This is a genomic window from Staphylococcus sp. LKG3-1 (assembly GCF_048568385.1).
In the GTDB taxonomy this organism is placed as follows: Bacteria; Bacillota; Bacilli; order Staphylococcales; family Staphylococcaceae; genus Staphylococcus; species Staphylococcus saprophyticus.
Genome location: NZ_CP183796.1, coordinates 2566471 through 2591451, shown reverse-complemented (window position 1 = coordinate 2591451; position 24981 = coordinate 2566471). Strand labels below are relative to the sequence as shown.

Genomic DNA, 24981 nt, shown 5'->3' with positions numbered 1-24981 from the left:
CTTATTTTTTAATTTTAATGTCATTTCTAATATCATAAGGTGCCGGTTTGTTCGGATAAATTTGTGTGAATGTTTCTTCTTTTTGGTTTCCTAATGATGTTGAATTGAATATTTGAACTGCGTTATGGCTGTGGCTTGGTGTAAATTTAATATTTAAAATCATATTTGTTACATGTGCCACACCTTCTGTACGCATTACATCTACCACTGCCATTACTTCATTTGTTCTTTTAACTGTAGGTGGTGCAGTCGTTGAATACTGAACACCCGCAATAGCATTAATCGGAATTGTGTGCGTTCCTTTAGTTACCTTATGCTCAATTTTATAAAGTTGTCGTCTACGAGTTTTACCATTACCAAAGAATGGATTGTAGTTTTGTACAACACCAGGATTAATACCTATCGTTGTATCTCTATCAACATCAATAGTAATCGAACCATTCAACTCTACAAATCCGTTTCCTGTAACTTTGAAACGTTGTTGTGTCATCAGCATACGTTGATAGCCTGTTTTAGCTATCAATGAGAAAGGTTTGATGCCTTTACTATTAAATCTACTACTATAAACAAACGACTTCGCAATTGGCTCTAGTGCCGTTCTACCATGCTTGCTAGTTGTAGCAGATGCTAGTTTCATAACAATATTTCCTATGAAATAAACTGAACGCCACATTTCGCCAGAAGAACGTGGTTTCCCAGCGCGTCCTTCATAGATTTCTGGTAGGAATGAACTAATTTCTTGGTTAATGCCTACCCAGTTACTAAACGAACTTAATGTACTTGAACCCCATGTGACATAATCCCCATAGTCTTGCATTTCGTGCATCATTTCAGTCATGATATTATTTTGTTGATTTGAAAAACGTGGGTAGAATAAACAATAATCACTTACTTGGCTTGTGATATTGTGACAATCAACATGTCCAGTCACATTACTTAAACCTTGAAAGAACTTACGCATATTCTTACTTTCTGCTTCTGAAAATGCTGCTGTTCCTTTAGATCCTCCACCGGCGCTACTTGTACCAGACGACCACATATAATCAAAGTTTCTGTTTAAATCGACGTTATTCACATTTTCACGTTCGTTGTTAGCAAAGCCCCAGGGATTAACAATTGGAACTAATATTAAACGTACATTTTTTCTTAAATAAGCTAACTGTGAATGTTCTTGCCATTTATTAACGATTAAATCCATAAAACGTGCCATCGCATAGAAAGCACTGTATTCGTTCCCATGAATACATGAAGTTACTACAACCGTTTTAGTGTAATGTTTAGGCTCGAATTTGTAACTATATACATTGTATTCGCCTGATTGATCTTTACCAATATATGACTTAGTACAATAATCATCGTCTACAAATTTATCATAAAACACTTTTAAGTTTTCCGTAGGATTATTATTTGAAGGCGTTTCATTCACACCAGATTCTGTACTAGGTATAAATGGTGGCGTCCATAGATAATCGTTTGAATCCGCAACATTCAATTCGTTTTCTATTTTATTATCTATGTTTAAAAAGTCGTGACGTAATCTTTCAGATAATAATGGATGTCTGAATCCATTTAAACTTGTACGACTATCGCGCACTTCTTGTTGACCGTTCCCCAAATTACCTAATACTAGATTCTTAACCCTTTGGCTTTGATATGTTAATTCTTTTTGTACAGATGTTTTAGGACCTGTCTGCAATTTAAATAAGACTTGTTCAGCAGTGTGAGTAAGTCCATTTTTGGTAGCATGATTATATTGTTCTTCTTCTAAAGCAAACAACATATCTCGTATTGTTTTGTAATTCAATTCGTTTTCAGTAACATATCTTGAATCAAATAAGTTACTTAAATCTGTTAAAATGGTTTTTCTCATTAATTTGCCACCTCAATTCCTAACTTGCCATCTTCAACAACAAGATTATATTTTTGGTTGTCCTTACCTTCGATAACTAAACCTTTACTGTTAGTTTCTAAATTATCTATTTTACTTTTGTCTGTTGATGCTAAAAGGCCAGATGATGTTGATGTTGCAATAGGTAATGTGCTTTTATCTAACCCTTTTGATGTGATGACATTTTGGTACGTTTGGCCGCCATCACTACTAACTTTAATTAAGGCACTTCTATCTAAAGCAACTATATCATCGCCATCTTGTGCAGTGAAACCATTGCCATCTGCATTTAAGGCTTCTGCTGCATCCATCATTTTTTGTGTTGATTCCACTACAGCTTTCGCTTTTATTTCAGTGTTTTTGTAGTTAGAAATAAAGTTTCTGCCACCTAAGCCACCCACAACACTCATAGCATCATTCATACGCTTCATATAGCGTTGCATTCGGTTAAATTCACCTAACACAACATCTTGCTTGTATATTCTGTTCTTATGATCGCGTTTAGTTACAACTTCTACAATACGTTGCTCACCGGTGATACCAATGATTGTATGTCTTACCGGTACGATATCGGCTACTTTTGCTATTGCACTAGGAAAATGTTTTTTTAAAGTTATAAAATCTAATGTAAGTGATTGTTTTAAGGATTGGCTTAACCTAGATTCTAATTCACGCTTCATTAAATCTTCATCTTTGATTTTCCCATTCATATAAGGTTCTGCTTCAATTCTACCTTCATCATCATAATCTGGACTTTTAACTTTCATGATTAAACCAGCTTTTTCAAAGCCTTGTTCATCAGTAAAGTCACCATAACCTACAATATAGTTACAATAATCAGCAGAATCTTCTTCTAATTTAATGCTATTTGCATTAATATCATTCGATATATAATATTTTGCTTTCTTCTCTAAAAATGGCGTTAATATAAATTTATAACGTCTTTTTTTCTTGTCATATTCGATATCATATTCGAGGCCATAATGCTCTAGTCCTTTATTAAACAATTCTTCTACACTTTGACCTTCTCCAGCATTTTCAAATCTTGATGAAGATACTTTGTGAGTAAGTTCATAATCAATATTTGTATCTCTCAAGATATCATGAAAGAATCTTTCTGCTGTAAAACTACCAGAAATATTACTATGAACTCTTTTGCCCCTCATTACTTCCATAGGCTTAACACGAGCAGTAACAGTAATAAATTGCTTTTTACCTTTACTTTCTCTATCGATTCTAACAATCACATATTCTTTTTTGTCATTGGGTCCTTCTATATTTCTAACAGTCCAACGTTTTTTAATCGATCTAACAACATCGTTATTGTTTTCATCTTCTAGCATTTCAAATTTCAAAACACTATCTGAATTCAAACGTTCAGTTAATATCGTGCCTACGTGAACTGGAATACCCCTACCTCTGATAGGTTTAACTAATATTGGCATTAATCCACCTACTTATAATAAAATTTCATATCAAATTGTACTGACTTAACAACTTGATTAAACTCAAAATCATTCCAACCATTTTTAAATTCGGGCTGCGCTAAATTTGTTTCATCATTAATAGGAACACCGTTTCTAAAAGTTTGAATACCGTCATAAACGATTTTATCGCCTTTTTTAAGATTAACACCTTCGATTATCATTACTTCTGAATGTGTTAAGTTCCATTGGAAAAGTTTTGAATCTTCCCCTAATATAATCGTCACTTTTTTGTATAAGTTGAATTGATTATTAGGTACGGTTCCGAAATAATTAACACTATTACCATTTGTATTTTCAAATATATATTTCCGTCTAGGATCATTGATGTCAAACGGAACGCCCATGTCGTAACTCCACAAACTTTTATTTTTATCAGTTTCTAAATCTAAACTTGAGCCAATACTTTCTGCAAAAGGTAATTCATCTGTTTCAAACTCAATATCAAACGTAACCTTATTGCCTTCTTGTTGCGGCGTTATAACCCCTGTACATTTCACTTCATATCTTTTACCTGAAACATACACTTCATAATTACTTGCATTATTAGGATATATAGGTTCGTTATAATAATTAAATTCTTGGTAATCATCTTTTGTAGGTTGTATAAATGGGTAATTTTGAAAATTCTTTCTGCGTCGCTCTCTTAGATAAACACTATCCGTATCTGTTACTAAGTTATACAACGCATCCCTATAAGCTGCTACATCATTCAATTTAGTAACAGTAAAAAAAGCCGGAACCGTAATTTTTCTTTTACGGTACTGGCTTGATAATAGTAAACGTCCATGTGCATTATCTTTATTTTGATACTCGTCGTCTATTTCTATACTTTCAATAATTACATCTTTAACGACAATACCGTAATCAGACAACTGAAATACGGTACCATCTTTTTTAGTTATTTCAATATCCATTTACAACCTCCTTAGAATGAATATGCGCCACTATTATCAGCATTAACACTATTCACTGTTGCAGCTAACACTTCATTGTTTACGTCCATTTCAATGCGTACAACACGTTGAGAAGGTTTCGTTTCTACTGTGTGGTTATGTTGAATTTGATGATTTAATGATTTGCTAGCTTTATTTAAACTACCTTGTATGTCTGGCGCATTTAGATTTGGATTAAAGTTATTAGTCATTGATTTAGCAATGCCAGCTACATCAGTAATTACGTTACGACCTTCTTTTTCTAAACCTATACGCATACCAGCCATAGTGTAGTAACCAACGTCTTTAAACTCTCTGGATGGCGAATGTATACCTAATGCACTTTTTGCAGCATTTAAGGCTTTCATTGCTACGCCTCTTGCTGCCTCCATTAAGTTGCCTGCCATTTGACCGATACCATTAATAATACCTTGTATCATGTCAACACCAGCTTGTGTAAAGCTACCTATGAAACTTCTAGCAGCGTTGACTGCATTAGAAACCCCAGAAGTCACATTGCTAACCACATTACTCATTCCCGAAACTACAGAACTTACAATTCCACTCATAGCAGAACCGACTGCACTAAGCATATTATTCCAACCATTCACGACCATACTAACCGCGTTTGATACTGCACCAGAAATCGTGCTAACGATTGAATTCCAAACGCCTGTAATTAATCCTAGAATAGCGGACATAACAGATTGTGTAATACTTTGAACAGCCGACCAATTTCCGGTAACTATGGCTACGACTAGACTTGTAACAGTTGAAATAATTGAAGAAATTACGTTCCAAATTGACGATATAATACTACTGATCGCACCCATGATTGTAGATGTTACACTCAACAATAAATTCCAACCGGCACTTACTAATGTAACAATCGTTTGAACAATTGTAGTGATTACAGTAACTAAAAGTTGCCAAATTGTACTAGCCACAGTAACCAATGTCGTCCAAATTGTTGTTGCTACAGTAACGATTCCCGTCCAAATTGCCGATAAAATCGTACCTAAAGTTGTTACAATTGTCGTTATCACAGTAACGAGCATCTGCCAAATTGTTGATGCAACGGTAACAAGCATAGTCCAATAAGTAGTCGCAACTGAAACGATTCCAGCCCAAATTGTAGATAAAAATGAGCCAATCATACCGAAAATAGTAGTAATTACAGTCCATATTTGCTGGGCGTATGTGCTAACTGTGTTCCAAATTTGCTGCCAACTTGTGCCGAATACGCCGAGTATTGTGTTTAGCACATTACTTAAATATTGAAGAATTATGTTCCAAATATTAAGTATTGTTTGCCAGATTATCTGTAAGTTTGTAGAAATCATATTTTTCAATGTTTCCCACGCACCACTGAAATCACCAGATAAAAATTGAATTACTGCGGTGAATAAGCTAACGATTGTGTTTACAATTAAAGATACTGCACCGCCAATAATCGATGCTGCTATTTGAATTGCAGCCCACAATGTCTGCCATGCAACTATTACTTGTGCGATTACTTGCATAACAACTTGACCGAAAACTTTATTCATAAAGTCGCCGATTTGTTTTAATACTGGCACAATTGGTTGTAATGTAGATTGTGTTTGTGATGCTAGTTGTTGGAACCAACCAATCACACTTTGAACAGCACCACTAATAGTTGATACCAAACCGTTCCAGGCATTAGTAAGGAAATTTCTAACTTGTTCGTTTGTCTTGTATAGATATACTAAAACGCCGATTACTGCTAGGATAACCCCGATCACTATTCCTATAGGACCTAGTAGTGCGCTGAATGCAACACCAATTCCTTCTATAGCGCCACCAACAATTCCAGCGATTCCACTCAAACCGCCTAAAGCACTAATTAATGGTACTATGACGTCTAAAACAAACAATATCGCGGGTGTAAGTGCCATGAATGCGCCTGCTAAAGTAACGATTACACCTAATATTGCACCTATAACTGGGTTTGCTTCTGCTAAGCTAGCTATAAAGCCTGTGATTGCCTTCGCTACACTTAACACTACAGATGCTAGTGGTGCCATACCTACAGCCATCGCAATAATTACTCTAATGATATTACCAATTAAACCTATTAATTTCGGACCATTTTCTTGTACATATTGAATGAATTTTTTAAATCCATCTGATTCTGCAATTTTTGCACTCCATTGTTCAAATTGTGCTGCCATAGTAGCTAACGATTTGAAAACGAGTTGTGAATTTGGTGCAAAAGCCTTCATTAAATTGAAAATACCTTTAAATGTACTTGAAAAGATTTGGCCTATAACCGGTAGATTAGTTTTAACGTATTCAGTGAATGCTTTAATAGCATTTTGTCCAGCTACACTTTGCGCCCATTTGTTAAATGATTGCCCCATTTTAGCGAAGCCTTTAGATACCCATTCAGTTAATGGCGCTAGTTGAGTTAAAACACTTATTAATCCACTACCAAATCCACCAGCAGCTTTTAGCATATTATTAAATATTCTAACGCCAGTAGTACCCATCATTTGGAAGAATTTCGTTGCTACTTGTGAATTTTTAGCCCAATCAAGCACCTTAGCACTTGCTTGTTCCATTCCTTGAGCTACACCAGATAAGAACGGTGTTAAGCCTTTTAAAGCAGCTTGTGCAATCTTCGCACCATTGGCTAAAGTATTAAATATTTGTGCTTGGTTGCTTCTTACAACGCCTTCCCATGCAGATTTAAGACCTTCAACTGCACTTTGATAATTCTGTACTTCTTTTGTCACTTGTAATGTGCCATTTTGAACCATTGATAACGCACTTTTTGCCATTAAACCAAATCCAACAACACCAGCGCCTGCAACAGCAAAAGCATTCGCTAATCCTAAAGCGCCACCACCAACTACACCTACAGCATTAAGCACTGCCATTAAAGCTGGTACAAGTGAAGTGATAGCGGGTACTAATAAGGTAATGTTAGATAACATCGAACCTTTTATTACATTGCTAAATACAGTTCCGAAAGAACGTATTTTAGTTGCTAAAGCATCAATATTACTATCGAACTTATCAAATCCTGCTTGTACTGTTCGTAAAGCTGCTATAGCCCCATTACCATCCACATCAAGTCGTGTTCGGTGTCTGTTAGGTATGGATTTAAGCATCGCTTTAAAAGCTGCAATTCGTCCAATAGCTGAAGAACTTTCAACTTCCACTTTAGCCTTAGCACGTTGCTTAGCGAAATCATTTAAAGATGCTTTAGCTGCTGCAATACTTGATCTAGCACGAGTAGCATCTGCATCCAATGAAGCACTGTAAACACTACCATCAATACCATCTAAACTAGATTCTAATGATCTGATATTAGTCATCGCTTTACTAATATTAGCGTCTATTTCAATATCACTATCTGAACTATCGATTTTATCTATATATGCTTTTAACTTTTTAACATTAATCATCGCATTAGTTACATTAGCATCTAATTCAGCATTTCCTCGATAATTATCAAAAGATTGAATATATGCTTTAGCTTGATCCACATGTGCTTTTAATCCGGAAGTGTCAACATCTAAATCAGCTTCTTTATCCATTTTTTCAAATGATTCAACTGATTTCTTAGCATTTTCTACTGCTTTAGTAACGCCACTTGAATCTGCATCAATTTTATTGTTCTTGATTGCATCTATTGCCGGTTTAAATTTCTGTGCAGCTCTTTTAGCAGCTTCTATTTGCCTTTTGAACTTGGAAGTATCAGCCTCTATTTTTGAACTTATAGTATACTCTGCCATTCATCCACCTCCAATTCTTATTTATTTAAGTTAGCAATTTGTTGTAGTAAGTCATATGACGGTTTGCTTTCTTCTTTTTGTGATTCACTACCATATTTAACTTGTTCACCACGATTAAGACGCTTAATATTAGTTTCATAATCAATAATGTCATTAGCACCTCTGAATTTATACTGTGCTTCACCTTTTTTGCCGCCAGGTTTCTTTTCTTCGGCTTGTGCATCACGTATGGCAAACGCTAACTTATACATGTTCATATCTTCTTTAAGTCTTTCGTATTCTAACGCATACATCCGATAGTTGAATTCTCTTAATGTCATCATCTCAATGTAATTTAAATCATAAATATTTAACTCACTCATACAGATAACTACAATCCTATCGAATGTCATAGGTTCTTCATCTATTTCTCTTTTTTCTTCGCTTCCTTGTACTCGTCCGGTACTAGGTTTTGGGTTAAAGGTTTCTTTCCCAACTCCTTGATGACATCTTCACAAAATGCTTGAATGCCTTCATTTTCTGCAATACCTTCAAGAATTGGCTCTAATTCTTCGTTAGTTTTAGGGTGTTTCTTATGATGTGCAGTTGCTGCTTTAATAATTTTTGCTAAAGCTACTACATTACCATTAGATAACTTAGGAACTAACATGTTTAAACCTTCACCAATACTCATTTGTTCAGCTTCAAAACCTAAATCTCTATCAATATCATTTAAAAAACCTAATCCGAATGATAATTCTAAATCTTTACCGTTAAATTTAATTTCCATTTATAAAAACCTCGCTTATTTATATTTAGTCAAAATAAAAACGAGGGTATTTCACCCTCGTCATTTCTTATACTGTTTCGCCTTCTGTTGGTTGTGGAATATCTTGTTCTGCTAAGCCATCTGTAGCTGGTGTAGATTCCAATGTATCTGTGAAACCGTATTGAGCTTTGTTTTTCTCAATTTCTGCTGGTAACGTAGCAAATCCTCTAACTTTTCTTAGGTAAACACCATATTCAACTTCAAATTCTGCAACACTATCAGCTTCGTTAGTACGAGTGATTGAGTTGAAGTAACCTTGACGATATTCTGCTTTGTATTTGCCTTCACTATTTTTTACATGTTTGTTAATGATCCACATTTCATATGCAGTGCCATCTTCTGTAGCATCTTCTATATCGTCTGTTAACGTATCATTTTGTAACATGTAAGTAGATAAAGTAACTGTTGATTCAGTTGTACCTTTTGATTGAACTGAACCGTCCATAGTTGCTTCTGTGTCTGTGTCGCGTTCTGTTTCTCTTTCAATTTCAGTAGCATACATTACTTTGTCTGCTGCTTTTGCTAGTCCTAATTTACGAACTAAGACTAACTCATCAGTACCTTGTTTGATTGGCATAGGTTAAACCCTCCATTAATTTTTTAGTATTAAAAAGCAAGCCGCTATATACGACCTGCTTAATGTGATTCATATTCAACATTTATAATTGTGTGTAGTAATGCTTGGTTGCTATCTATTTCAGTTAATTCATTCACATTGAATTGAGGATAGTATAAGAAATAGTTAGGCAATTGGATGTCGTCCATTAGAATGTCTTGAACATTCATATATAGCGCATCGTGTTTGCCTTTATCTTCATCTAATCCCCATACATGAACCGTTACCGTTGGATGTCCTCCAAAACTATCAAAAGTTAAACGATCAACACTATCACTCACATTCTGTATAGCGATAAAAGGATAATTCAAATCTAGCTCTAACTCTTTAGTAGTTATAACGGGTACATCTAAACTTTGTAACTTTTCAAATAGATAGTTAAACAATTCTAATTTTGCGGATTGTTTCATCACATGCCTCCCTAACTATCCATCAGCATTTGTAAATCAGCACGTACTTTTTTAGTAAATTCCTGATAAACTGGAAACATAAATGTTTCTGGTTCCATGTATCTAGTGCCATATTCAAGAAAACCAGAATAATGCGCTTTTGATTTAATTTCATATTCTAAATGACCTGTTTTAGCATCTTCTATCATACGGGCTAAGTTACCAGTCCAATAACCTTTGTTCATCACTGACTTAGCACTTTTCACTGTTTCAGCATTGAATTCCATCGCGTTATTGTGTAACACTTCATCAACGTCATCATCAATATCATCTTCCATACGCTCGAATGCTCTAATTAAATCATTTATTGATCCTGCCATTACTTCACTTCCTCAACATAGAAAACTGTATCGTGACGATAATATATTGGTTTAACAATAAGGTATTTCTTATTATCAATATACGCATGAGTTACTGGGTAATTATAATTACCATTCAATCGAATAACATTCATACGCTTTTTAACATCGCCATACTCTAATGCAGTTCGTTGTGATGACAAAGGACTAAAGTTACATGGAATCGGTTCGAGAACCTCCATAGATTGTTCTGTTTTACTCGTTTTAGGGTTGTAGACCTTTTCTTTTTCAATAGCAAATATCACTCGGTTATCATATCTCAATAAAAAACACCCCTACCTTTGCGATTACTTGAATCGGTAGGGTAGAATCGCGCTATATCTTCCATATATTCATCAAAGTCATTTGCTTGAAAAGTATTAGAACGTCCATCAACACTTTCGGATGTCATACCTTCTGCACCTATACGGTTATATCGTTTGATTGAAACTTCTTCAACAATATAATTTAATTCAGAAGGCACTGAATTAACACCTATTGGCAATAAAACGCTCAATCTACTTTCAGTTCTTTCAATTATTCTATTTAATATCTTATCTTGCTTAGTATCTTGGATTGATAATGATTCTTTTACGTTTTCTAACGCTTCAACCATATTATCCCTCCAATACTTTAAGAATATCCGCTTTAGTGTCCTTTTCTGATACTTCGATATTGTGTTTCTTAGCTATTTCAATTAAATCTGCTTTTGTTGCGTCGCTACTTGGTACAATAGCAATGTATTGTTGATTGTACTCATTATCTTTGAACAAAAGTGTTTTAATTCGTTTGTTTGAAATATCAGTAGGATGATCTTCGTTAACCACATATTTCTTACCACTATCTTTATCAGTGAATTCACGAATTACTTTGTATGAATAATCCATTGAACACCCTCCTTATTAAACAGTTTCACCTGAATCAGCTTCTAATTTAGCGAACGCTTCATCTTGTGCCACATGGAATGCAACATCCATAGTTACACGTAATGCAATTAATTCTTGTTCGAATAGATTTACTGGTGAACCATCAGCATTAGTTACAGTTGATAATTGACCTTCTTCTGAAATTTTATAAGAAAGGTTATAAGGGATGCCATAGAATAACTTGTTAAAGTCACCCGCATACAAATCACCTTTTTTAATTTCATCACTTTTTAGATCAACAACTGGGATAGAATCTAAAGTGTTGTTTGCTCTATCGTAGTAACGTTCTTTAGTATCTTCATCGACAACACCACGTAAAGCAGTTCTATTTTGTGTTTTAGAAATAAAGCCGTTAGCTTCTACATCATGTTCTAATAAAGTATCTTCTAAAGCCAATACATTTTCTAAATTAATTGGACCAGTGACTACATTATCGCTTTTAGTAGCAGAATCAGATATAGATTGTGCAAATGGATTATCAATACCTAAAATACCAGCTTCATCGAATTTTTTATAAAACTGTTCAGCGATTTGTGGTTTCATAGCTTCGAAGAATCTAGCATATGTGTAATTCAAATACTCACGAGAAGCAACTACGATTACACCTAATTTGTGTGAACGCATTGAAGCCTCAACGATACTAGGTTTAGATGTTTGGATTTTTTGACCTTCTCCTACCCAGTAAGCACCAGGTCTATCAGCCCAGTAAGTGAATTTTTTCTCTGATTTACCACCCATATCTTGAATTTGTCCTAATTGCATGATTTTAGAATTCTCTAAAATATCTAATAAAATTGGTTCGTTAAAATCGTTTAATAATTCGCCTTCTTTGTGTTCGTGCATTAAAACATTATCTGGATTAAATTCTTGCGGTTTAGTGTTTGCCATAATTTGTAACCTCCGTTTATTGTGTGATACGTTTTTCGTTTGCTATGTCAATTAATGACTTGCCATCACTATTTTTATGTGTGGCAAAGTTTGAGCTTTTATTACTTGGTGTCGTTTGTCTTGTAGCTTCTTTAACTTGTTCTTTTACTGCTGCGTCAAAATCTTTTTTAATGGATTGAATAGATTCTTTAATCTTGTCGTTGTCCTCAATAAGAATTAAAGTGTCTGCGAAAGAAGTAGGTAAGTTGTTATCTTTTAGATCTGCTTCAACATCTGATTTAAGATGGCGTAAATTTAATTCACGTTCACGCTCTTTTAACTGATTTTCACGTTTTTCGAGTTCTTTATCTCGCTTTTCTTTTTCAGTTAATTTAGCATAGCTTTCTGCTTCTTTACGTGCTTCTTCTTTAGCATCTTCTAATTGTTGTTGATGTTGCTTTTCTTTTTTAGATAGCGCCTTGTCTACTGCTTTACCAATCGCACTATCAAGTTCAGATTGAGAATAGCCTTTATTACTTTCATTTTCGTTTTCGCTAGGGTCGACATCGTTTACCGACTTATCATTGTTATTATTATTCGGATCGCCTTCGCTACCTTCACCGTCTGCAAAATGTTGTAAGTTTAATTTAAGAAATTCATTTTTATCCATTGTTTATATCCTCCCGTACAGTGCTACACCTTTAGATATTCGCACATAATAAAAACGCCCCATACAGTGCAATTAAGCCCCGTACAGTGCGTTTAGTTATGTTTGGTATATGCTAACAAGTAACCCCGTTCAGTTTTGTTATTTGGTTAGCCTTTTAGTGTCTTGCTTAGGACAAGTAACTAACGTGTGTTACCAACGAGATAGATGGATCACTTCGTTCACGCTTAGACTTTTCATAGAAACACCCCGTTAAAATGTATATGATTTATTTTCTTCTATGTTTTTTTCGTTTACATATTTTCTAACAGATTCTAAATTAGTATCCATTTCAATTCTTACTACGCTTTTACTAGAAGTTAATTCATTTATTTCGGTTACCAGTGCTTTAACCTTTTCTAATTTCTCAATTACCTCATCTGTATCAACATTAATTTTTACATTGTAATCACTCATAGAAACACCTTCTAAATAAAGTTTTTAGGGTCGAATTTATCTACTTTCTTCTCTTTTGCTTTAGTGACTGGACTTGATTCATTCTGTTTCTTCAACTCTTGATGTATTCCTTTAAGTGACTGTGCTATGTCTTTTAAATATTTATCTTCCAATCAATCGCCTCCTTAAAGGTTATCTAAATTGTATTTGCCTTTGCGTTCTGAATAGAATTTATTGCGCCAATCGCCCGTATGTGGAACGACGGCGCTACGACAAAATGGGTGCATAGGTGGTGCATTAACACCTGGCGTCATATCTTTAACTTTAAATGTTTTACCATTTAAACTACGACAAGTAGGTGTTGTTTTGCTATCCATCTTTGCAACATATTCATATTCTGCATCTTCGCCGTTATTTTCTAACATATGCTGCTTAGTAGCCAATGTTTGTACACGAGCAGTTTCAGTAAGCAATAACCTTTTGATTTCATACGTTGTATTACCTGTGTCTTTACGCATATCTTTTACAAACTCATTAGGATGTCGTCCGCGCAGTAATACATGACTTGCAGTACGTTGTACATGCTTGCGTACCACTCTCATATCTTTCCAATGCCTTGTACTCCACTTTGAGTTGTGAAACGGTGCTAACACGATGGCCTTAACATCAGTTAAACTAACTTGTAATATTCCACCTAATATTCCAGCTTGTTGTTGCAAACTACGATAGTATGATGATTCCATATAGTTATACATTTGGCTTTCTAGCCTTGCATAAGCATATGTAACGATTAATCCTAATTGCATTTGCAGCAACTTTTCTCTTGATACATACATTGCTGTATTGTATTGCTTTAATTCTTTATTTGCTTGATCGCTAAAATCTCTTTCATTCACATATCGTTTTGCTTTAGCTTTGAATTCTTGAACATCAAACGCGTCAATTTTCTTTTTAGCTTCTTTTAATGTAATACCTTCTGCATTAGCATACTTAGCATAAAACTTTAATATTTCTTTTTCGATATCATCATTCATTTCATTCACAATACGTTGAATTTCTGTAATGATTTCATAATCACTTTTAGTTTCTTCATCAATGATTTCATTTGCACGTTCTCGCCAATATTCTCGCGAATTAACAGTAGCCATAGATTATCAACCTTCTTTCTGTTCTTGGTTGCCATCTATACCTTCTGACTGTTGATCTTGTGTAAATTGTTCGTTGTACATACGCTTATCGGATTGCTCTATTTCCTTATCTTCTTCATCTTGAATCTTGTCTAACTCTTGTTGTGGATTATCGATAAACGAAACTAATGTCATAAGTGTTGATTGGCTTAACTTGCCACCCGCACTTAAATACATTTCCATATCTTCTTTGATTGATTTAGGAAGATTTCGTGTGAACGTAAATACAAGGTCTTTAAGGTCGTCTGCATTAATTTCCCTGTTAATACCCATGATTTCACTTACCAGCTTATAACGACGTCTTAAACCTTTTCTGAACAACCCTTCTTTAATTGCTGCCCTTTGTTCTAATCCGAATAATTTATATTTCATTGCTTCACCCGAAGTTGTACCACTGAAATTTTCATCAGTCATGTCTGGTGTGTTTGTGAACATGTGTATATTGTCATTAATTCTATTTTTATATGATTCAACACCCGATACATCATATTGTTTATAAATATATTCTGCATCTACATTACCTTCATTTACGCTCATATCATCTTTTTGATATTCTGGTGGGATTAAGTGGAAGATGTTGGCTTCTTTTTGTAACTTAACTAAATTTTCATCACCTAAATCCACATTACCTTTAATTAAAAGCATTGCGTCGTTTAAATCATTCATATAGTTAGCTGTATCAGATTGAACATTATCATATAAATCGATTAGTGGAATAACTTTTTCAAAGTCACCACGACGTTTTTCATTATTCATAAATTCAGTAATTGTTACACGATTAAATGAATGTGGTTCGCTTGGTTTACGTTCTGATAATTCAAAATTGGTAACAACAGAACCTTTATAGAAATGTGTCGCGTTTGGCGTAATAACATCTATGTTATATATAATGTTTTCACCTTGTACATCATCTTTGTTTCGAGCAGCTTCCCAATATCTAACTGCAATCAAACTGTTTTGTTCAATTGTATTATCATACACAACGAATGTATTACGAGCATCACTCTTATATATTCTTACTTCATCATCTTCACTACGAAGTACATATTCAAACGCACGCCCATATATTGATAAATCCAATCCAATAGATCTATTATGTGTATCTATATCGTTTATATCATGCAATTGATCCAATGTCTTTTGCGCATTATCTTTATCTGCTTGTACTTGTATCGCATGACCTAAAAAGTAACCATTAATGAAATCAGCAATATATGACGCGAAGTCATGGGATGCTCTATTATCAGCTAAATGCTTTTCTAAACGTCGTTGATTACGCATAATGTTAAAGTTCAAACCTTCATAATAGTCATTCAACATATTCAGTCTAGGTGCTTGTGCTTCTATATGATGACGAATGAATTTACTTATTTGTGCCTTATCATCAATTAAATCTTCACTTGTTCCTTCATAACTATATAATTCTGTTGCATCCCTACGATATATTGCATTCCGATGCGCACGATATTCTATATCTTTTTCAAAGTTATTAACCTGTGCCATTTGCACCCTCCTTATAATCCCATTGCTTTAATATTTTTAATGCTATTACCTGTACGTTTCTTCTGTGTATTTTGTCTATTATAAAAACGCTCTACAGAATAACGTAGGGCGTCAATACAGTGATTATATGTGTCTACTGGTTCATTGGTGTATTCTTCGGTGTCTTTATCTTTTTTCCATGTATAGTTATCGAATTCTTCAATCGTCTTAAAACAACGCTCGTCAATAGTGATTTCAAACTGTTGTAAAAACTGTAAACCTTGAACAATTGAGCCTTTACCTTTTTTAGTAGGTACAATTCTTTCAATACCCAACTTTCTAATTTCGGCTATACTCTTTTGTTCAGCACTATCGGCAGTCACTTCTTCTTTGCTATAACCGAGTTGTTTAATAACTTTCGCTATCTCATCATTTAACATCCCAGTTTTAACATATTCTTCGACGATATATAGTTTCTTTTTGTCTTTATCTATCTTCACATGAATAAAAGCACTTGGATCATTGATGTAACCAAAGTCCAAAGCAAAGTATGAAGGCAAATGTCTTAACTCACTTACGTTAAGTAACCTTTTTTCGTACTTAGGAAATACCAATTTATCTAACGTAGCAAATTGACCTAACGCATATATCTTATAATATGCTGGATTACGTTTTGCTAGTAGTTCTAAGTTCTCACGAGTAATGTCATCTAAAAACTTATTATCCCTATAGTTTGACTGACGTATCAACACATTTTCCATTTCTTCCCCATGTTCAAAGAAATACTTATAAACCCAATTGAGTTTGCTCACTGGGTTAAACATTAAATATATTTGCTTTTTATCATGTTTACGTTCACGCAAACGCAGTGTTAATTGTGTGTAGTCATTCATTGTGAATTCAGACGCTTCTTCCATAACAACGTCTGATATACCTTTTATAGACTTTATCTTTTCTGGGTTATCTAACCCTTTAAACAAGAATGTAGATCCATTCGGTAACACTACTTTGTTATCAGTCCTGTTCCATTGGCAGTCATCCCACAATTTAAAATCAATCAAACAACTTTTCACATCTTCAAACAAACTATCTTTAATTGTAGATTGTACTTTCCTTAACCATAATATACGTCTGGGATGTTTCCATGTTTGCATAGCTTTTAATACTACCTTTTGAATAACACCATGTGATTTACCACTTGAACCACCACCATAATGAACTTCAGTGAAATTATCGTAATTCAATAGTACGTTGTATATATTTTTGTTGAATACCTTTTGTGGTTTATCAAACCTAATTTTCGGACTCATCATCATAATCCCCAATCACGATATCGTAATTACGTTGAGTGATTTCTTGTTCGACCTTATCACGATATTTTTTAGGCAATCTGTTTTTAAGTGCAAAAATTAATGATGTTGGATTCGCATGTTCATATTTCGTAGTAGTTACAACCTTGCCATTAGGTAATGCAGTTTCTTCTGTATAGTAATAGCCAGTTGCTCGTTTATGCAACGCATTTTCCAATTCATAATCAGAAACTTCTTTACCCTTTTTTATGGACTCGAAAAATTCGGGCTTTTCATTTTTCCACTTAATCAAAGTGTCTTTAGATACACCTAAATTTTTGGCAATTTGTTCATCAGTTAATCCATCACGTTTCCAACCTTCAACTAACGTCAACTTACTTTTAATATCTAATTTTTCATATAAACCTTTTCTAGCCATCTCATATATCACCACTTTCACGATATGCTCGTTTAATTTATTTTCCTACATAAAAAACCTACCCAGTGTGCTACCGGATAGGCCAAAGGAGAAATTTCATGCGTAAACTACATTTGTTTACATTACTATATTAACACCGTTTTGTAGGTCGTTTGCACAATCAACGCACAACCTTCACTTTAATCCCACATGTAGTGCTACTGCTCTTACAAATTTTTTACGAATGTTAGATACTGTATTACGGTGCATATTACATTCATCACCTAATATTTCTAACTTCATATGCTTTGTGCTATTATCCCAATACTTCTTTCGTATCACTTCTTTGTATGTCGGTTCCATATTACTATATACATATTCAATGGCTTGCACCATTTCTTCTGAATTTCTTAACACTTTGTTAGTCATTAACTTAGTTGCCATTACTTCTGTAGTACGTGTAGGCTCACCTTTTTGTAGCGGACCGTATACAATATTATCATCTTGTGTACTCATTGGATTGAGTATCTCCATGCGTAATTTTTTAATATCTTGCTTGGTTTTATTTAGGTTATATATTTCAGATTCAACATACTTAAATGTTCCTGGTTTAATATCGTAGCCTGTTTTACTCACGCTTATACCCCCTCATCTTCAAAGCAATTTCTTTTATCATCTTCTTGTCGTTTTCCTTTATAGCTTATATAAGCTAATCCCAACAACGGTATAGATACAATAAGTATATTAATCATTACTTCTCCTCCTCATAATCTTTCGGCTGATCTATATCATCGTTTGCTTGTAATTTAATAATAATTTCATTCGTAACGTATTTGCTTAGTTCGTATAGGGTAATGATTAGTAGTGTTTTAAGTATTTTCATATTCACTCACTGTCCTTTCTTGGTGGTATCGGTGCTAGTTCTGGTTTAGGTGAATATCTACCACTCTCTATTTTATGATAAGATTTTAACGCTCTGCTAATTGGACCGTTATTAAAACTAGAAGGTACTACACTTAATAATCCTTTAGGTTTCTTTGCCATTTTCTCCGCCTCTTCCTTACTCTCTGCTTCAACCACAGTAAACTTTTCATTCTCACGTGCTTTAGTTACATCAAGGAATGTTTCGCCTGTAGTGTGGTGTGTTTTGCGTACTAGGAATTGCATTGTGTCACTCCTCCGATAATTTCTTTAAAGTCATTGGCGTTTGTTCTTTACCTTCATAAATTTCATAACACTGTTTGGGTAAATGGTAATATTTCCCATCATCTTTAAATGCTGGTGCGCCATTTACGATACTCATTTCTTCTTTTGAAAATAACTTGCATTGGTTTAATGGCTCTATCTTGTTACCTAATGTTCCACCTGGAAAATGTTCAATATATTTAATATAACCACCATTTAACGGAAGAATATCGATTTTATCTATGTGATACGAATAACCGCATAAAACATCGTCTTTACTGTATATTTCGATTGTGTTCATTTCCTCAACACTTCCTTAACTTTTTGAAGTATGTCTTTATTACACGTAGCCTTTGTCTGTGTCTGCTGTTCCGTCTTGTCTTGCATGATTACGCTCCATTTTCTTTTTGTATGCGTCAATAAGTTGGTTGATAGTATATAAGTTGTAAGCTATGTCTATCGCTATAACAATTGCCAATTGGTCGGGATAAATTTCTTTGAATATTATCTGCGGTGTGCTAACAACTGCATCTTGAGCAAATTCTTTATCTTTAAAATTAAACATGTTGTGAAATTCTTTGTTTTTAAAACTTGATTCAACCACTTCTTTTATCTCTTCTGATGAAACTCCTACTTGATTTGCAATACTCAATCCAAATGCCAACATATCTGCTAATTCATCTAACTGTACATCTAATGGTTTACCTGGATTTTTCTTCCAATTCTTAAACGTTTCTAATGTGTTAAACCATTCAAAGAACTCAACCACATACGCTACCTTGCTATCCTGTAAATTAAGTGTCGGTATTCTACTGTCAAAGTCCTTTTGTATTTGCAATAATTCTTTTAATTGATCTACTGTAATTGTGTTAGTCATTTTTCGTCCTCCGTGAATTTAATATATTTGTTACACACTTCTTTAATGTAATCCTCTGCATACGATCCTTCTCTTAACATAGCTTTTAATTGAGGTAAGCTATATGCAAACCCTAAATACTGGTCGCTATCAAAACACTGTTCGCATGTTTTCAAATAACTCTCGTCATAATCTTCCGAGAAATATACTCCACCCATATGATGCTCATAAACATGTGCCATCCTACTTCTCCTCCAAATCCGAAAGTAAGTTGCTAAAATCGTTTGTGCCGTCTAATTCACATATCTTTTTAAATACAATTTCATATGCTTCATTCATATATTTACTAGGTGTTCCTTCTTCTAAGTGGTAACCGTAAATGAACATCTCACGTAGTTCATCTTTTAGTTTCTGCCAATTATCTTTCATCGTCTGCACGCTCCTTAATGATATATCCCATCATCATAAAAAATTCATCGCTTGGTATTTCATCTTTTTGTGGATAGAATTCAACTAATTTGTCATACGCCTTTGCTTTGCGATAGACTTCTTCAACTTCCTGTGCCATTTTGAAATAAACATTATCACGCTCATCAATAGCTGTTTGTGTTAACGTTCCTAATACCATATCTTTATACACCATCTACTTAACCCCCAACTGATCTAATTTACTTCGATATTCTCTATACATTGAACTGCCTTGATGCAGTGTTAATTTATAATCTATGAGCTTTCTAAACTGTTTCAGTAATGCGAGTTGTTCTGCGTTTTCTCGTTCCAATCGTTTATTATTCGCACGCAAGACGATTAAATCATCTACACAGTGCTGATACGCTTGTTTGTATTGGTTGAGTTCTGATTTGAATTGTTTACTAGCATTTCTAAAATGTTTGATAGCACTATCTTTATCGTATATACCATCGACACCAAAATCGTTCACTCTGATAAAATCTTCTAGTTCTTGTTTAGTCGCTTTTCTCACTCGCCATCACTCCTTTAATTGTACATAAGAGATAAACTCTCACCCGTCTGAATGTAGTACGCATGTTGTAAAAAATAAGGTTTGTAGTCGTTATCGCCTAATAAAGTGCTTTTAGCATTGTTTAATTCAAACACGATAAAATCTTTTACATCGTTTTCATCATTTAGAAATGTCTCGCCTTTCAACACCTCATCAATTCTTTTTAAAGAGCCATCATAAAAGTATTTTCTAGCTTTTTTAATGCTGCTTTCAGTTAACCTAACGTCATTGAAAAAGTGTTTCGGTATCACTCGCCATCACCCCTTATAATTTCGTGTATTCCATATCTTAACTAATTTATCTACACTATCAGTTTCAACTCGCAACCATGTAGAAGGTTGTATTTTACATTTGGTATTTGAACACTCAATCAATGCTTTATCAAAACTATATCTCATATCCGCTTGTCCTCCACAAAACGGACAAGGTTTGATTAAATCCACTCGCCATCACTCCTTATTGATTAGGTAATCCATAACTCATGCACTCATTAAACAGTTCATCTTGTGCTATCTCTTTTTTGAGTTCGTGTATTTTATTACTCACTTCTTCATTACTCATCATCTTTATTTCAGTTTTTGATAACATACCTTCTTCAGATATATCGCTGTCATAATACTGTGCTTGTAATGATTGAACATACTTTACTTGTTTATCTGTAGCCATTTTAATCACTCCTCGTAATTTCGTGTGTTCCATATCTTAACTAACTTATCTACGCTATCTGTTTTAACGTGTAACCATGTAGAAGGTTGTAATTTACATTTAGTGTTAGTACATTCAACTAAAGCTTTGTCGAAACTATAACTTAAATCTGCACGACCTCCACAAAAGGGGCAGGGTTTTAATAATTCCACTCGCCATCACTCCTTTATACGATTGTAAAAACTATATACGTAATCAAATTAACTACTAGCCAGAAAGCAATGAGCCATGAAATTTCTTTACTCATCTACTCCACCAGTCCTTTCAATTCATTTAAAACTTTCCTGTTATGTTCCTTGTCCTCTGGCAACACTGCCATGACAATGCTACGCGGATTAAGAGAGTATAAGAATCCTTTAACTCCACAATCTCTTAGTAGCTTTGCCATTTCGACAGTATTTCTGCCTTTAGTATCAATTTTGTATTTAACTTTGATAGTTTCTGATAGCATCATGATAATTTATATTTCTCCATTACTATGTCGTACTTCTCAACAAACTTATATCTGTCTTGGTGTAACTTCTCACTCCACTGTGTATATTCGTCCATTGCTTTAAGTTGTCCAATTAATCCTTTTATTTCTCTCTGCGTCTGTTCAGTGGCAGCCACTGCTTTCCAGTATCTACTTGTACCAACTTCTGCCTCATAACTTGTGTTACTATATTTCAAGAATTGTTTATATGTTCTATCAGCTCTTTGAAATAATGATTTAACAATCAAGTCAGAATTTTTTAGTAGTATGTCGTTAGGTGTCATTTACTTCACATCCCAATTCTCAATAGCGAAATCTAAACATTTTCTAGCTTTCTTTATATCTTCAAGCCCATTCTTCTCTGGCGCTCTCATTTGATACTCCAATGCACTAGCAATGTTATGTGCTACAGAACCTTTGTGATATTTATCTGCTACAAGTGAAACAATATCCTTAACCTCGTGATTACCTAACATATAATGTGAAGGACTGTTTACTGTGTCGTCTGCGTACTCTGTCACTGCGTTCCACTCTATTATTGTAAAATCATTATTATCAGTTATATCTCTATACACACCATCATCTACTTTTATTTCGGCAGATTTACCGTTATTGGCTATTTTAGATACCTCGCCTGACATGTTGTCGCCTAATATTTTAATTTTGTAACCGACTTTTAAATCTTTAATTTTAAATAACGCTACATTTTCATCCTTACGCTTACGTTGTTGTAAGTCGTTGGATAATAATTTTCGAGATTTCTCAGTATTCTCTTTATCAAATCCAATATGTTCCGTCTTATCTTCAATACTCTTAGTCCACAAATCAAAGTCGTTGAAGTCTGTGATTTCATATCTGTGTTTAGGTAGTGATTCGATAATCGCAGAATTACCACAAGGATCAATCTTAACCACTTTACCTATCACACGCATACCACTGCTATATTTACCTGCACCTAAGTCATTCACAACAACGTAGTTACCTATTTTTAAATCTCTAATTTTCATCTACTTCACCACTTTCGGAAATATGTCATTTTCACATAAATGCTCAAACCACTTGCTACTCACTCTATGTTTCTCAATCATCTGTAAACGTTCTTGCTCTTTACGTTGTTTAGCATCTAACTTATCTCGTCTACGTTCCTCACGTTCTCTGTCCTCTGCAGTGAGTCTCTCCACACCTTGACGTTGGTCATATTTTCTAATGTAATTTCTAAATTGACGTTTACCTTTTCTAGCTTGATATCTGATTACAGTATCAGTTAACTTCATACTTTTGGCCTCTTTGTAATCGTCCACATCTATTAGTATTTCATCTGTTCCATCAAGCATTACGTAACTCAAATTACCTTTATCATCTTTAACCTTTTCCATTCTTGTTGGCATATTATTTGTCCTCCTAATAATCCTTAACTTGTACGTCTGATACTTGTCTGAACTTAATATCTTCAAATCCTAGTAACTCTGGGTTATTTTTATATTTCTCAGCTACTTTATTTGCTTCACTGTTACTTATTTCTTCCAAATCGTAATTGTCTGCCACAGGTACTGTTACTTCTTGTTCAACTTCCACTTTGATTTGTAGTGTGATTGTTTGTTCCATTGGAATCACCTTCTATTTCTATGTGCATTATGATTTTTGGTTCTTTTGCATATTTTTTGAAACTTCTGATTTCTACAATTTGATTATCGTCATTCCACAAGTGACCGTTTGCTGCATCTAATACTGTTTTTATTAAATTATCTATATCTGGTTTAGTTCGTTTATATTGCCCTACCATTGCAATGTGTTTTTTCTTACTCCACGACTTTAGTAATGGGAAATAAAATTCAATTGTTAATTTAATTGGCTCATCTATCATTGACATTGGCATTTGCCATCTAAGGCTTTGCTTATGGTCTGTATATTTTTTAGGCATATAGGTTTGTACAAACTTACCCGCGTTCCTGAATCGTGGTCTAGGTGATGACATAGGTACATCTACTTTTAACTCGATTGTTTCCATGTCCTCACTCCTATAGATCAAATATATTCAACTGACTGCCTAGCTCTTGCTCGTAATATAAATTGTGTACTGATTTAAAATACATCAATTCATGGTCTGTCATTTCTTTAGTTGGACCACCGAAGTAAGCACCAGTGATATTGCCTACTTCGTTCAATCCGTTTTCTAGTGGAACAACTGATATAACTTTTTCATCGTTATCTCTATATAAGAAATATTTTTTATTTATCATTTACTTAACCTCACGTATAGCCGGTGTATTTCGGCGTTGATTTAACTTTTGGATAAATAGGTCATACAACACTTTATCGTCGCCCTGAGCATAGTCTATGAGTTTCTGAGCGTATACATCTGAACACTCAAGGTTTTGTTTAATAAATTGTTTGGTAATCAAAATTTGATACCTCTCATTCTGTAATCTTCGCCATCCATTTTAATTAATGTTGTGTTAGACATCATTCGGCTGAAGATACGCTGCGCGTCTTTATTTTTACTTAATTCTTGTGCATTTAGGTTAGTAGTATAAATGTTGTGCTTACCTACTCTTGATTCAATAAGCTCGAACATCTTACCTGTCGCAAACTCATTCATGTTTATACCGAAATCATCAAACACCATTAAGTCTACTTCGCTTATAATGTGATTCAATTCTTGTTCAGTAAGATTGGTGTTCTTGTTATAGGTACCTTTTATAGTTGAAATAAGTTGTGGTACATTCATGTACAATACTGAATAACCTTTATCCCTAACTGTTTTTACTACAGACATTGATAAGTGTGATTTACCAGTACCAAATGAACCTTGCAATAGCAATGATTGCTTGTTATCTAAATTGAAGTTGTCAGCGTATCTCTCGCATAATGCTTTAGCTCTTGCTAATTCTTCATTAGTAGCTTTGTAATTATCAAAAGTACATTGCGATAGATCATCATTAATAATTGATTTCTTAAATATACTGTTAGCTTTTGCAGATTTATTACGTTTCTCAAAATCTGCCTTACGTTGTTTAGCTAACTCAATCATTTCGCAGTCACAACCATCTTTAACTACTTGACCGTTATCAAATTCGTAATAGTCATAAGTACGTCCACACTTATCACATTTCAATCCATATTCTTCTTTAGTAATATTATTTTTAAATCCAACTTTACTTGCTATATTCTCAAAGGGATTCATTTACT

At 34.1% G+C, this 24981-nt stretch carries 41 protein-coding genes; all 41 read right to left on the bottom strand.

Annotated features, from left to right (window positions below; all coding sequences use genetic code 11):
- Position 1: 1 nt before the first annotated feature.
- Positions 2–1870 (bottom strand): M14 family metallopeptidase, encoded by a 1869-nt coding sequence (locus ACM595_RS12905; protein WP_174605011.1) that lies wholly within the window; start codon positions 1868–1870, stop codon positions 2–4.
- The gene (locus ACM595_RS12900) at positions 1870–3333 is read right to left on the bottom strand and encodes a DUF7643 domain-containing protein (RefSeq protein WP_419744345.1); all 1464 of its coding nucleotides are present in this window, start codon (positions 3331–3333) and stop codon (positions 1870–1872) included. The genes ACM595_RS12905 and ACM595_RS12900 overlap by 1 nt, the downstream gene beginning before the upstream one ends.
- Positions 3334–3341: 8 nt before the next feature.
- Positions 3342–4289, bottom strand: a complete 948-nt coding sequence (locus ACM595_RS12895) for a phage tail domain-containing protein (RefSeq protein ID WP_419744344.1) — start codon at positions 4287–4289, stop codon at positions 3342–3344.
- An 11-nt stretch (positions 4290–4300) separates the two neighbouring features.
- Complete coding sequence (locus ACM595_RS12890; protein WP_419744343.1) at positions 4301–8071, bottom strand: phage tail protein; 3771 nt, start codon at positions 8069–8071, stop codon at positions 4301–4303.
- 17 nt (positions 8072–8088) lie between these two features.
- The gene (locus ACM595_RS12885) at positions 8089–8433 is read right to left on the bottom strand and encodes a hypothetical protein (RefSeq protein WP_129334834.1); all 345 of its coding nucleotides are present in this window, start codon (positions 8431–8433) and stop codon (positions 8089–8091) included.
- Positions 8434–8474: 41 nt separating this feature from the next.
- Positions 8475–8840 carry a tail assembly chaperone gene (locus ACM595_RS12880; protein WP_129334833.1) on the bottom strand — a complete coding sequence of 122 codons (366 nt, stop codon included), beginning with the start codon at positions 8838–8840 and terminating at the stop codon, positions 8475–8477.
- Between the two features lie 67 nt (positions 8841–8907).
- On the bottom strand, positions 8908–9456 hold the full coding sequence (locus tag ACM595_RS12875) for a phage major tail protein, TP901-1 family (protein ID WP_419744342.1): 549 nt from the start codon (positions 9454–9456) through the stop codon (positions 8908–8910).
- A gap of 59 nt (positions 9457–9515) precedes the next feature.
- Complete coding sequence (locus ACM595_RS12870; protein ID WP_419744341.1) at positions 9516–9905, bottom strand: hypothetical protein; 390 nt, start codon at positions 9903–9905, stop codon at positions 9516–9518.
- A gap of 11 nt (positions 9906–9916) precedes the next feature.
- Positions 9917–10264 (bottom strand): HK97-gp10 family putative phage morphogenesis protein, encoded by a 348-nt coding sequence (locus tag ACM595_RS12865; protein ID WP_270912313.1) that lies wholly within the window; start codon positions 10262–10264, stop codon positions 9917–9919.
- Entirely contained in the window at positions 10264–10566 is a 303-nt protein-coding gene (locus tag ACM595_RS12860) for a hypothetical protein (protein WP_186311669.1), read from the bottom strand. The genes ACM595_RS12865 and ACM595_RS12860 overlap by 1 nt, the downstream gene beginning before the upstream one ends.
- On the bottom strand, positions 10563–10898 hold the full coding sequence (locus ACM595_RS12855; protein WP_145461878.1) for a phage head-tail connector protein: 336 nt from the start codon (positions 10896–10898) through the stop codon (positions 10563–10565). Before ACM595_RS12855 ends, ACM595_RS12860 begins: the two co-directional genes overlap by 4 nt.
- A gap of 1 nt (position 10899) precedes the next feature.
- Positions 10900–11169, bottom strand: coding sequence for a hypothetical protein (locus ACM595_RS12850; protein ID WP_419744340.1), 270 nt, complete (start codon positions 11167–11169; stop codon positions 10900–10902).
- A gap of 15 nt (positions 11170–11184) precedes the next feature.
- On the bottom strand, positions 11185–12096 hold the full coding sequence (locus ACM595_RS12845; RefSeq protein WP_419744339.1) for a phage major capsid protein: 912 nt from the start codon (positions 12094–12096) through the stop codon (positions 11185–11187).
- Positions 12097–12112: 16 nt separating this feature from the next.
- Positions 12113–12745, bottom strand: coding sequence for a DUF4355 domain-containing protein (locus ACM595_RS12840; RefSeq protein ID WP_419744338.1), 633 nt, complete (start codon positions 12743–12745; stop codon positions 12113–12115).
- 249 nt (positions 12746–12994) lie between these two features.
- Positions 12995–13198, bottom strand: a complete 204-nt coding sequence (locus ACM595_RS12835; RefSeq protein ID WP_129334825.1) for a hypothetical protein — start codon at positions 13196–13198, stop codon at positions 12995–12997.
- Between the two features lie 11 nt (positions 13199–13209).
- Positions 13210–13350: a hypothetical protein gene (locus tag ACM595_RS12830; protein WP_164972029.1), complete on the bottom strand. Its 141-nt coding sequence runs from the start codon at positions 13348–13350 to the stop codon at positions 13210–13212.
- Between the two features lie 12 nt (positions 13351–13362).
- On the bottom strand, positions 13363–14325 hold the full coding sequence (locus ACM595_RS12825; RefSeq protein WP_419744337.1) for a minor capsid protein: 963 nt from the start codon (positions 14323–14325) through the stop codon (positions 13363–13365).
- Between the two features lie 6 nt (positions 14326–14331).
- Entirely contained in the window at positions 14332–15867 is a 1536-nt protein-coding gene (locus tag ACM595_RS12820) for a phage portal protein (protein ID WP_419744336.1), read from the bottom strand.
- An 11-nt stretch (positions 15868–15878) separates the two neighbouring features.
- On the bottom strand, positions 15879–17159 hold the full coding sequence (locus ACM595_RS12815) for a PBSX family phage terminase large subunit (protein WP_419744335.1): 1281 nt from the start codon (positions 17157–17159) through the stop codon (positions 15879–15881).
- Positions 17140–17574 carry a helix-turn-helix domain-containing protein gene (locus ACM595_RS12810; protein ID WP_129334822.1) on the bottom strand — a complete coding sequence of 145 codons (435 nt, stop codon included), beginning with the start codon at positions 17572–17574 and terminating at the stop codon, positions 17140–17142. The genes ACM595_RS12815 and ACM595_RS12810 overlap by 20 nt, the downstream gene beginning before the upstream one ends.
- Positions 17575–17748: 174 nt before the next feature.
- On the bottom strand, positions 17749–18189 hold the full coding sequence (locus ACM595_RS12805; protein ID WP_129334821.1) for a transcriptional regulator: 441 nt from the start codon (positions 18187–18189) through the stop codon (positions 17749–17751).
- 115 nt (positions 18190–18304) lie between these two features.
- Positions 18305–18436 carry a transcriptional activator RinB gene (rinB, locus tag ACM595_RS12800; protein WP_128424744.1) on the bottom strand — a complete coding sequence of 44 codons (132 nt, stop codon included), beginning with the start codon at positions 18434–18436 and terminating at the stop codon, positions 18305–18307.
- Between the two features lie 2 nt (positions 18437–18438).
- Positions 18439–18720 carry a DUF1381 domain-containing protein gene (locus ACM595_RS12795; protein WP_419744334.1) on the bottom strand — a complete coding sequence of 94 codons (282 nt, stop codon included), beginning with the start codon at positions 18718–18720 and terminating at the stop codon, positions 18439–18441.
- Positions 18721–18724: 4 nt separating this feature from the next.
- Entirely contained in the window at positions 18725–19039 is a 315-nt protein-coding gene (locus ACM595_RS12790; RefSeq protein WP_419744333.1) for a hypothetical protein, read from the bottom strand.
- 39 nt (positions 19040–19078) lie between these two features.
- Entirely contained in the window at positions 19079–19615 is a 537-nt protein-coding gene (locus ACM595_RS12785; RefSeq protein WP_419744332.1) for a dUTP diphosphatase, read from the bottom strand.
- The gene (locus tag ACM595_RS12780) at positions 19612–19836 is read right to left on the bottom strand and encodes a hypothetical protein (protein WP_419744331.1); all 225 of its coding nucleotides are present in this window, start codon (positions 19834–19836) and stop codon (positions 19612–19614) included. The genes ACM595_RS12785 and ACM595_RS12780 overlap by 4 nt, the downstream gene beginning before the upstream one ends.
- A gap of 1 nt (position 19837) precedes the next feature.
- Positions 19838–20023: a hypothetical protein gene (locus tag ACM595_RS12775; protein ID WP_419744330.1), complete on the bottom strand. Its 186-nt coding sequence runs from the start codon at positions 20021–20023 to the stop codon at positions 19838–19840.
- Complete coding sequence (locus ACM595_RS12770) at positions 20013–20237, bottom strand: hypothetical protein (protein WP_419744329.1); 225 nt, start codon at positions 20235–20237, stop codon at positions 20013–20015. Before ACM595_RS12770 ends, ACM595_RS12775 begins: the two co-directional genes overlap by 11 nt.
- Positions 20238–20576, bottom strand: coding sequence for a hypothetical protein (locus ACM595_RS12765; protein WP_150873668.1), 339 nt, complete (start codon positions 20574–20576; stop codon positions 20238–20240). It lies immediately after the preceding gene.
- Between the two features lie 14 nt (positions 20577–20590).
- Entirely contained in the window at positions 20591–20866 is a 276-nt protein-coding gene (locus ACM595_RS12760; RefSeq protein ID WP_419744328.1) for a hypothetical protein, read from the bottom strand.
- Between the two features lie 6 nt (positions 20867–20872).
- The gene (locus ACM595_RS12755) at positions 20873–21013 is read right to left on the bottom strand and encodes a hypothetical protein (RefSeq protein ID WP_419744493.1); all 141 of its coding nucleotides are present in this window, start codon (positions 21011–21013) and stop codon (positions 20873–20875) included.
- 58 nt (positions 21014–21071) lie between these two features.
- Entirely contained in the window at positions 21072–21281 is a 210-nt protein-coding gene (locus ACM595_RS12750) for a hypothetical protein (protein WP_419744327.1), read from the bottom strand.
- Positions 21282–21286: 5 nt separating this feature from the next.
- Entirely contained in the window at positions 21287–21472 is a 186-nt protein-coding gene (locus tag ACM595_RS12745) for a Lar family restriction alleviation protein (RefSeq protein WP_061050556.1), read from the bottom strand.
- 298 nt (positions 21473–21770) lie between these two features.
- A complete protein-coding gene (locus tag ACM595_RS12740; protein WP_419744326.1) occupies positions 21771–22076 on the bottom strand; it encodes a DUF1140 family protein in 306 nt (101 codons plus the stop codon).
- The gene (locus tag ACM595_RS12735; RefSeq protein WP_419744325.1) at positions 22077–22799 is read right to left on the bottom strand and encodes a DUF3310 domain-containing protein; all 723 of its coding nucleotides are present in this window, start codon (positions 22797–22799) and stop codon (positions 22077–22079) included.
- Complete coding sequence (locus ACM595_RS12730) at positions 22800–23180, bottom strand: hypothetical protein (RefSeq protein WP_419744324.1); 381 nt, start codon at positions 23178–23180, stop codon at positions 22800–22802.
- A gap of 13 nt (positions 23181–23193) precedes the next feature.
- On the bottom strand, positions 23194–23397 hold the full coding sequence (locus tag ACM595_RS12725; protein ID WP_069796336.1) for a hypothetical protein: 204 nt from the start codon (positions 23395–23397) through the stop codon (positions 23194–23196).
- Positions 23357–23800 (bottom strand): RusA family crossover junction endodeoxyribonuclease, encoded by a 444-nt coding sequence (locus ACM595_RS12720; RefSeq protein ID WP_069796337.1) that lies wholly within the window; start codon positions 23798–23800, stop codon positions 23357–23359. Before ACM595_RS12720 ends, ACM595_RS12725 begins: the two co-directional genes overlap by 41 nt.
- A gap of 10 nt (positions 23801–23810) precedes the next feature.
- Positions 23811–24032: a DUF3269 family protein gene (locus ACM595_RS12715; RefSeq protein WP_069796338.1), complete on the bottom strand. Its 222-nt coding sequence runs from the start codon at positions 24030–24032 to the stop codon at positions 23811–23813.
- A complete protein-coding gene (locus ACM595_RS12710; protein ID WP_256107960.1) occupies positions 24033–24194 on the bottom strand; it encodes a hypothetical protein in 162 nt (53 codons plus the stop codon).
- Positions 24191–24976 carry an ATP-binding protein gene (locus tag ACM595_RS12705; protein ID WP_069796339.1) on the bottom strand — a complete coding sequence of 262 codons (786 nt, stop codon included), beginning with the start codon at positions 24974–24976 and terminating at the stop codon, positions 24191–24193. The genes ACM595_RS12710 and ACM595_RS12705 overlap by 4 nt, the downstream gene beginning before the upstream one ends.
- Between the last annotated feature and the right edge of the window lie 5 nt (positions 24977–24981).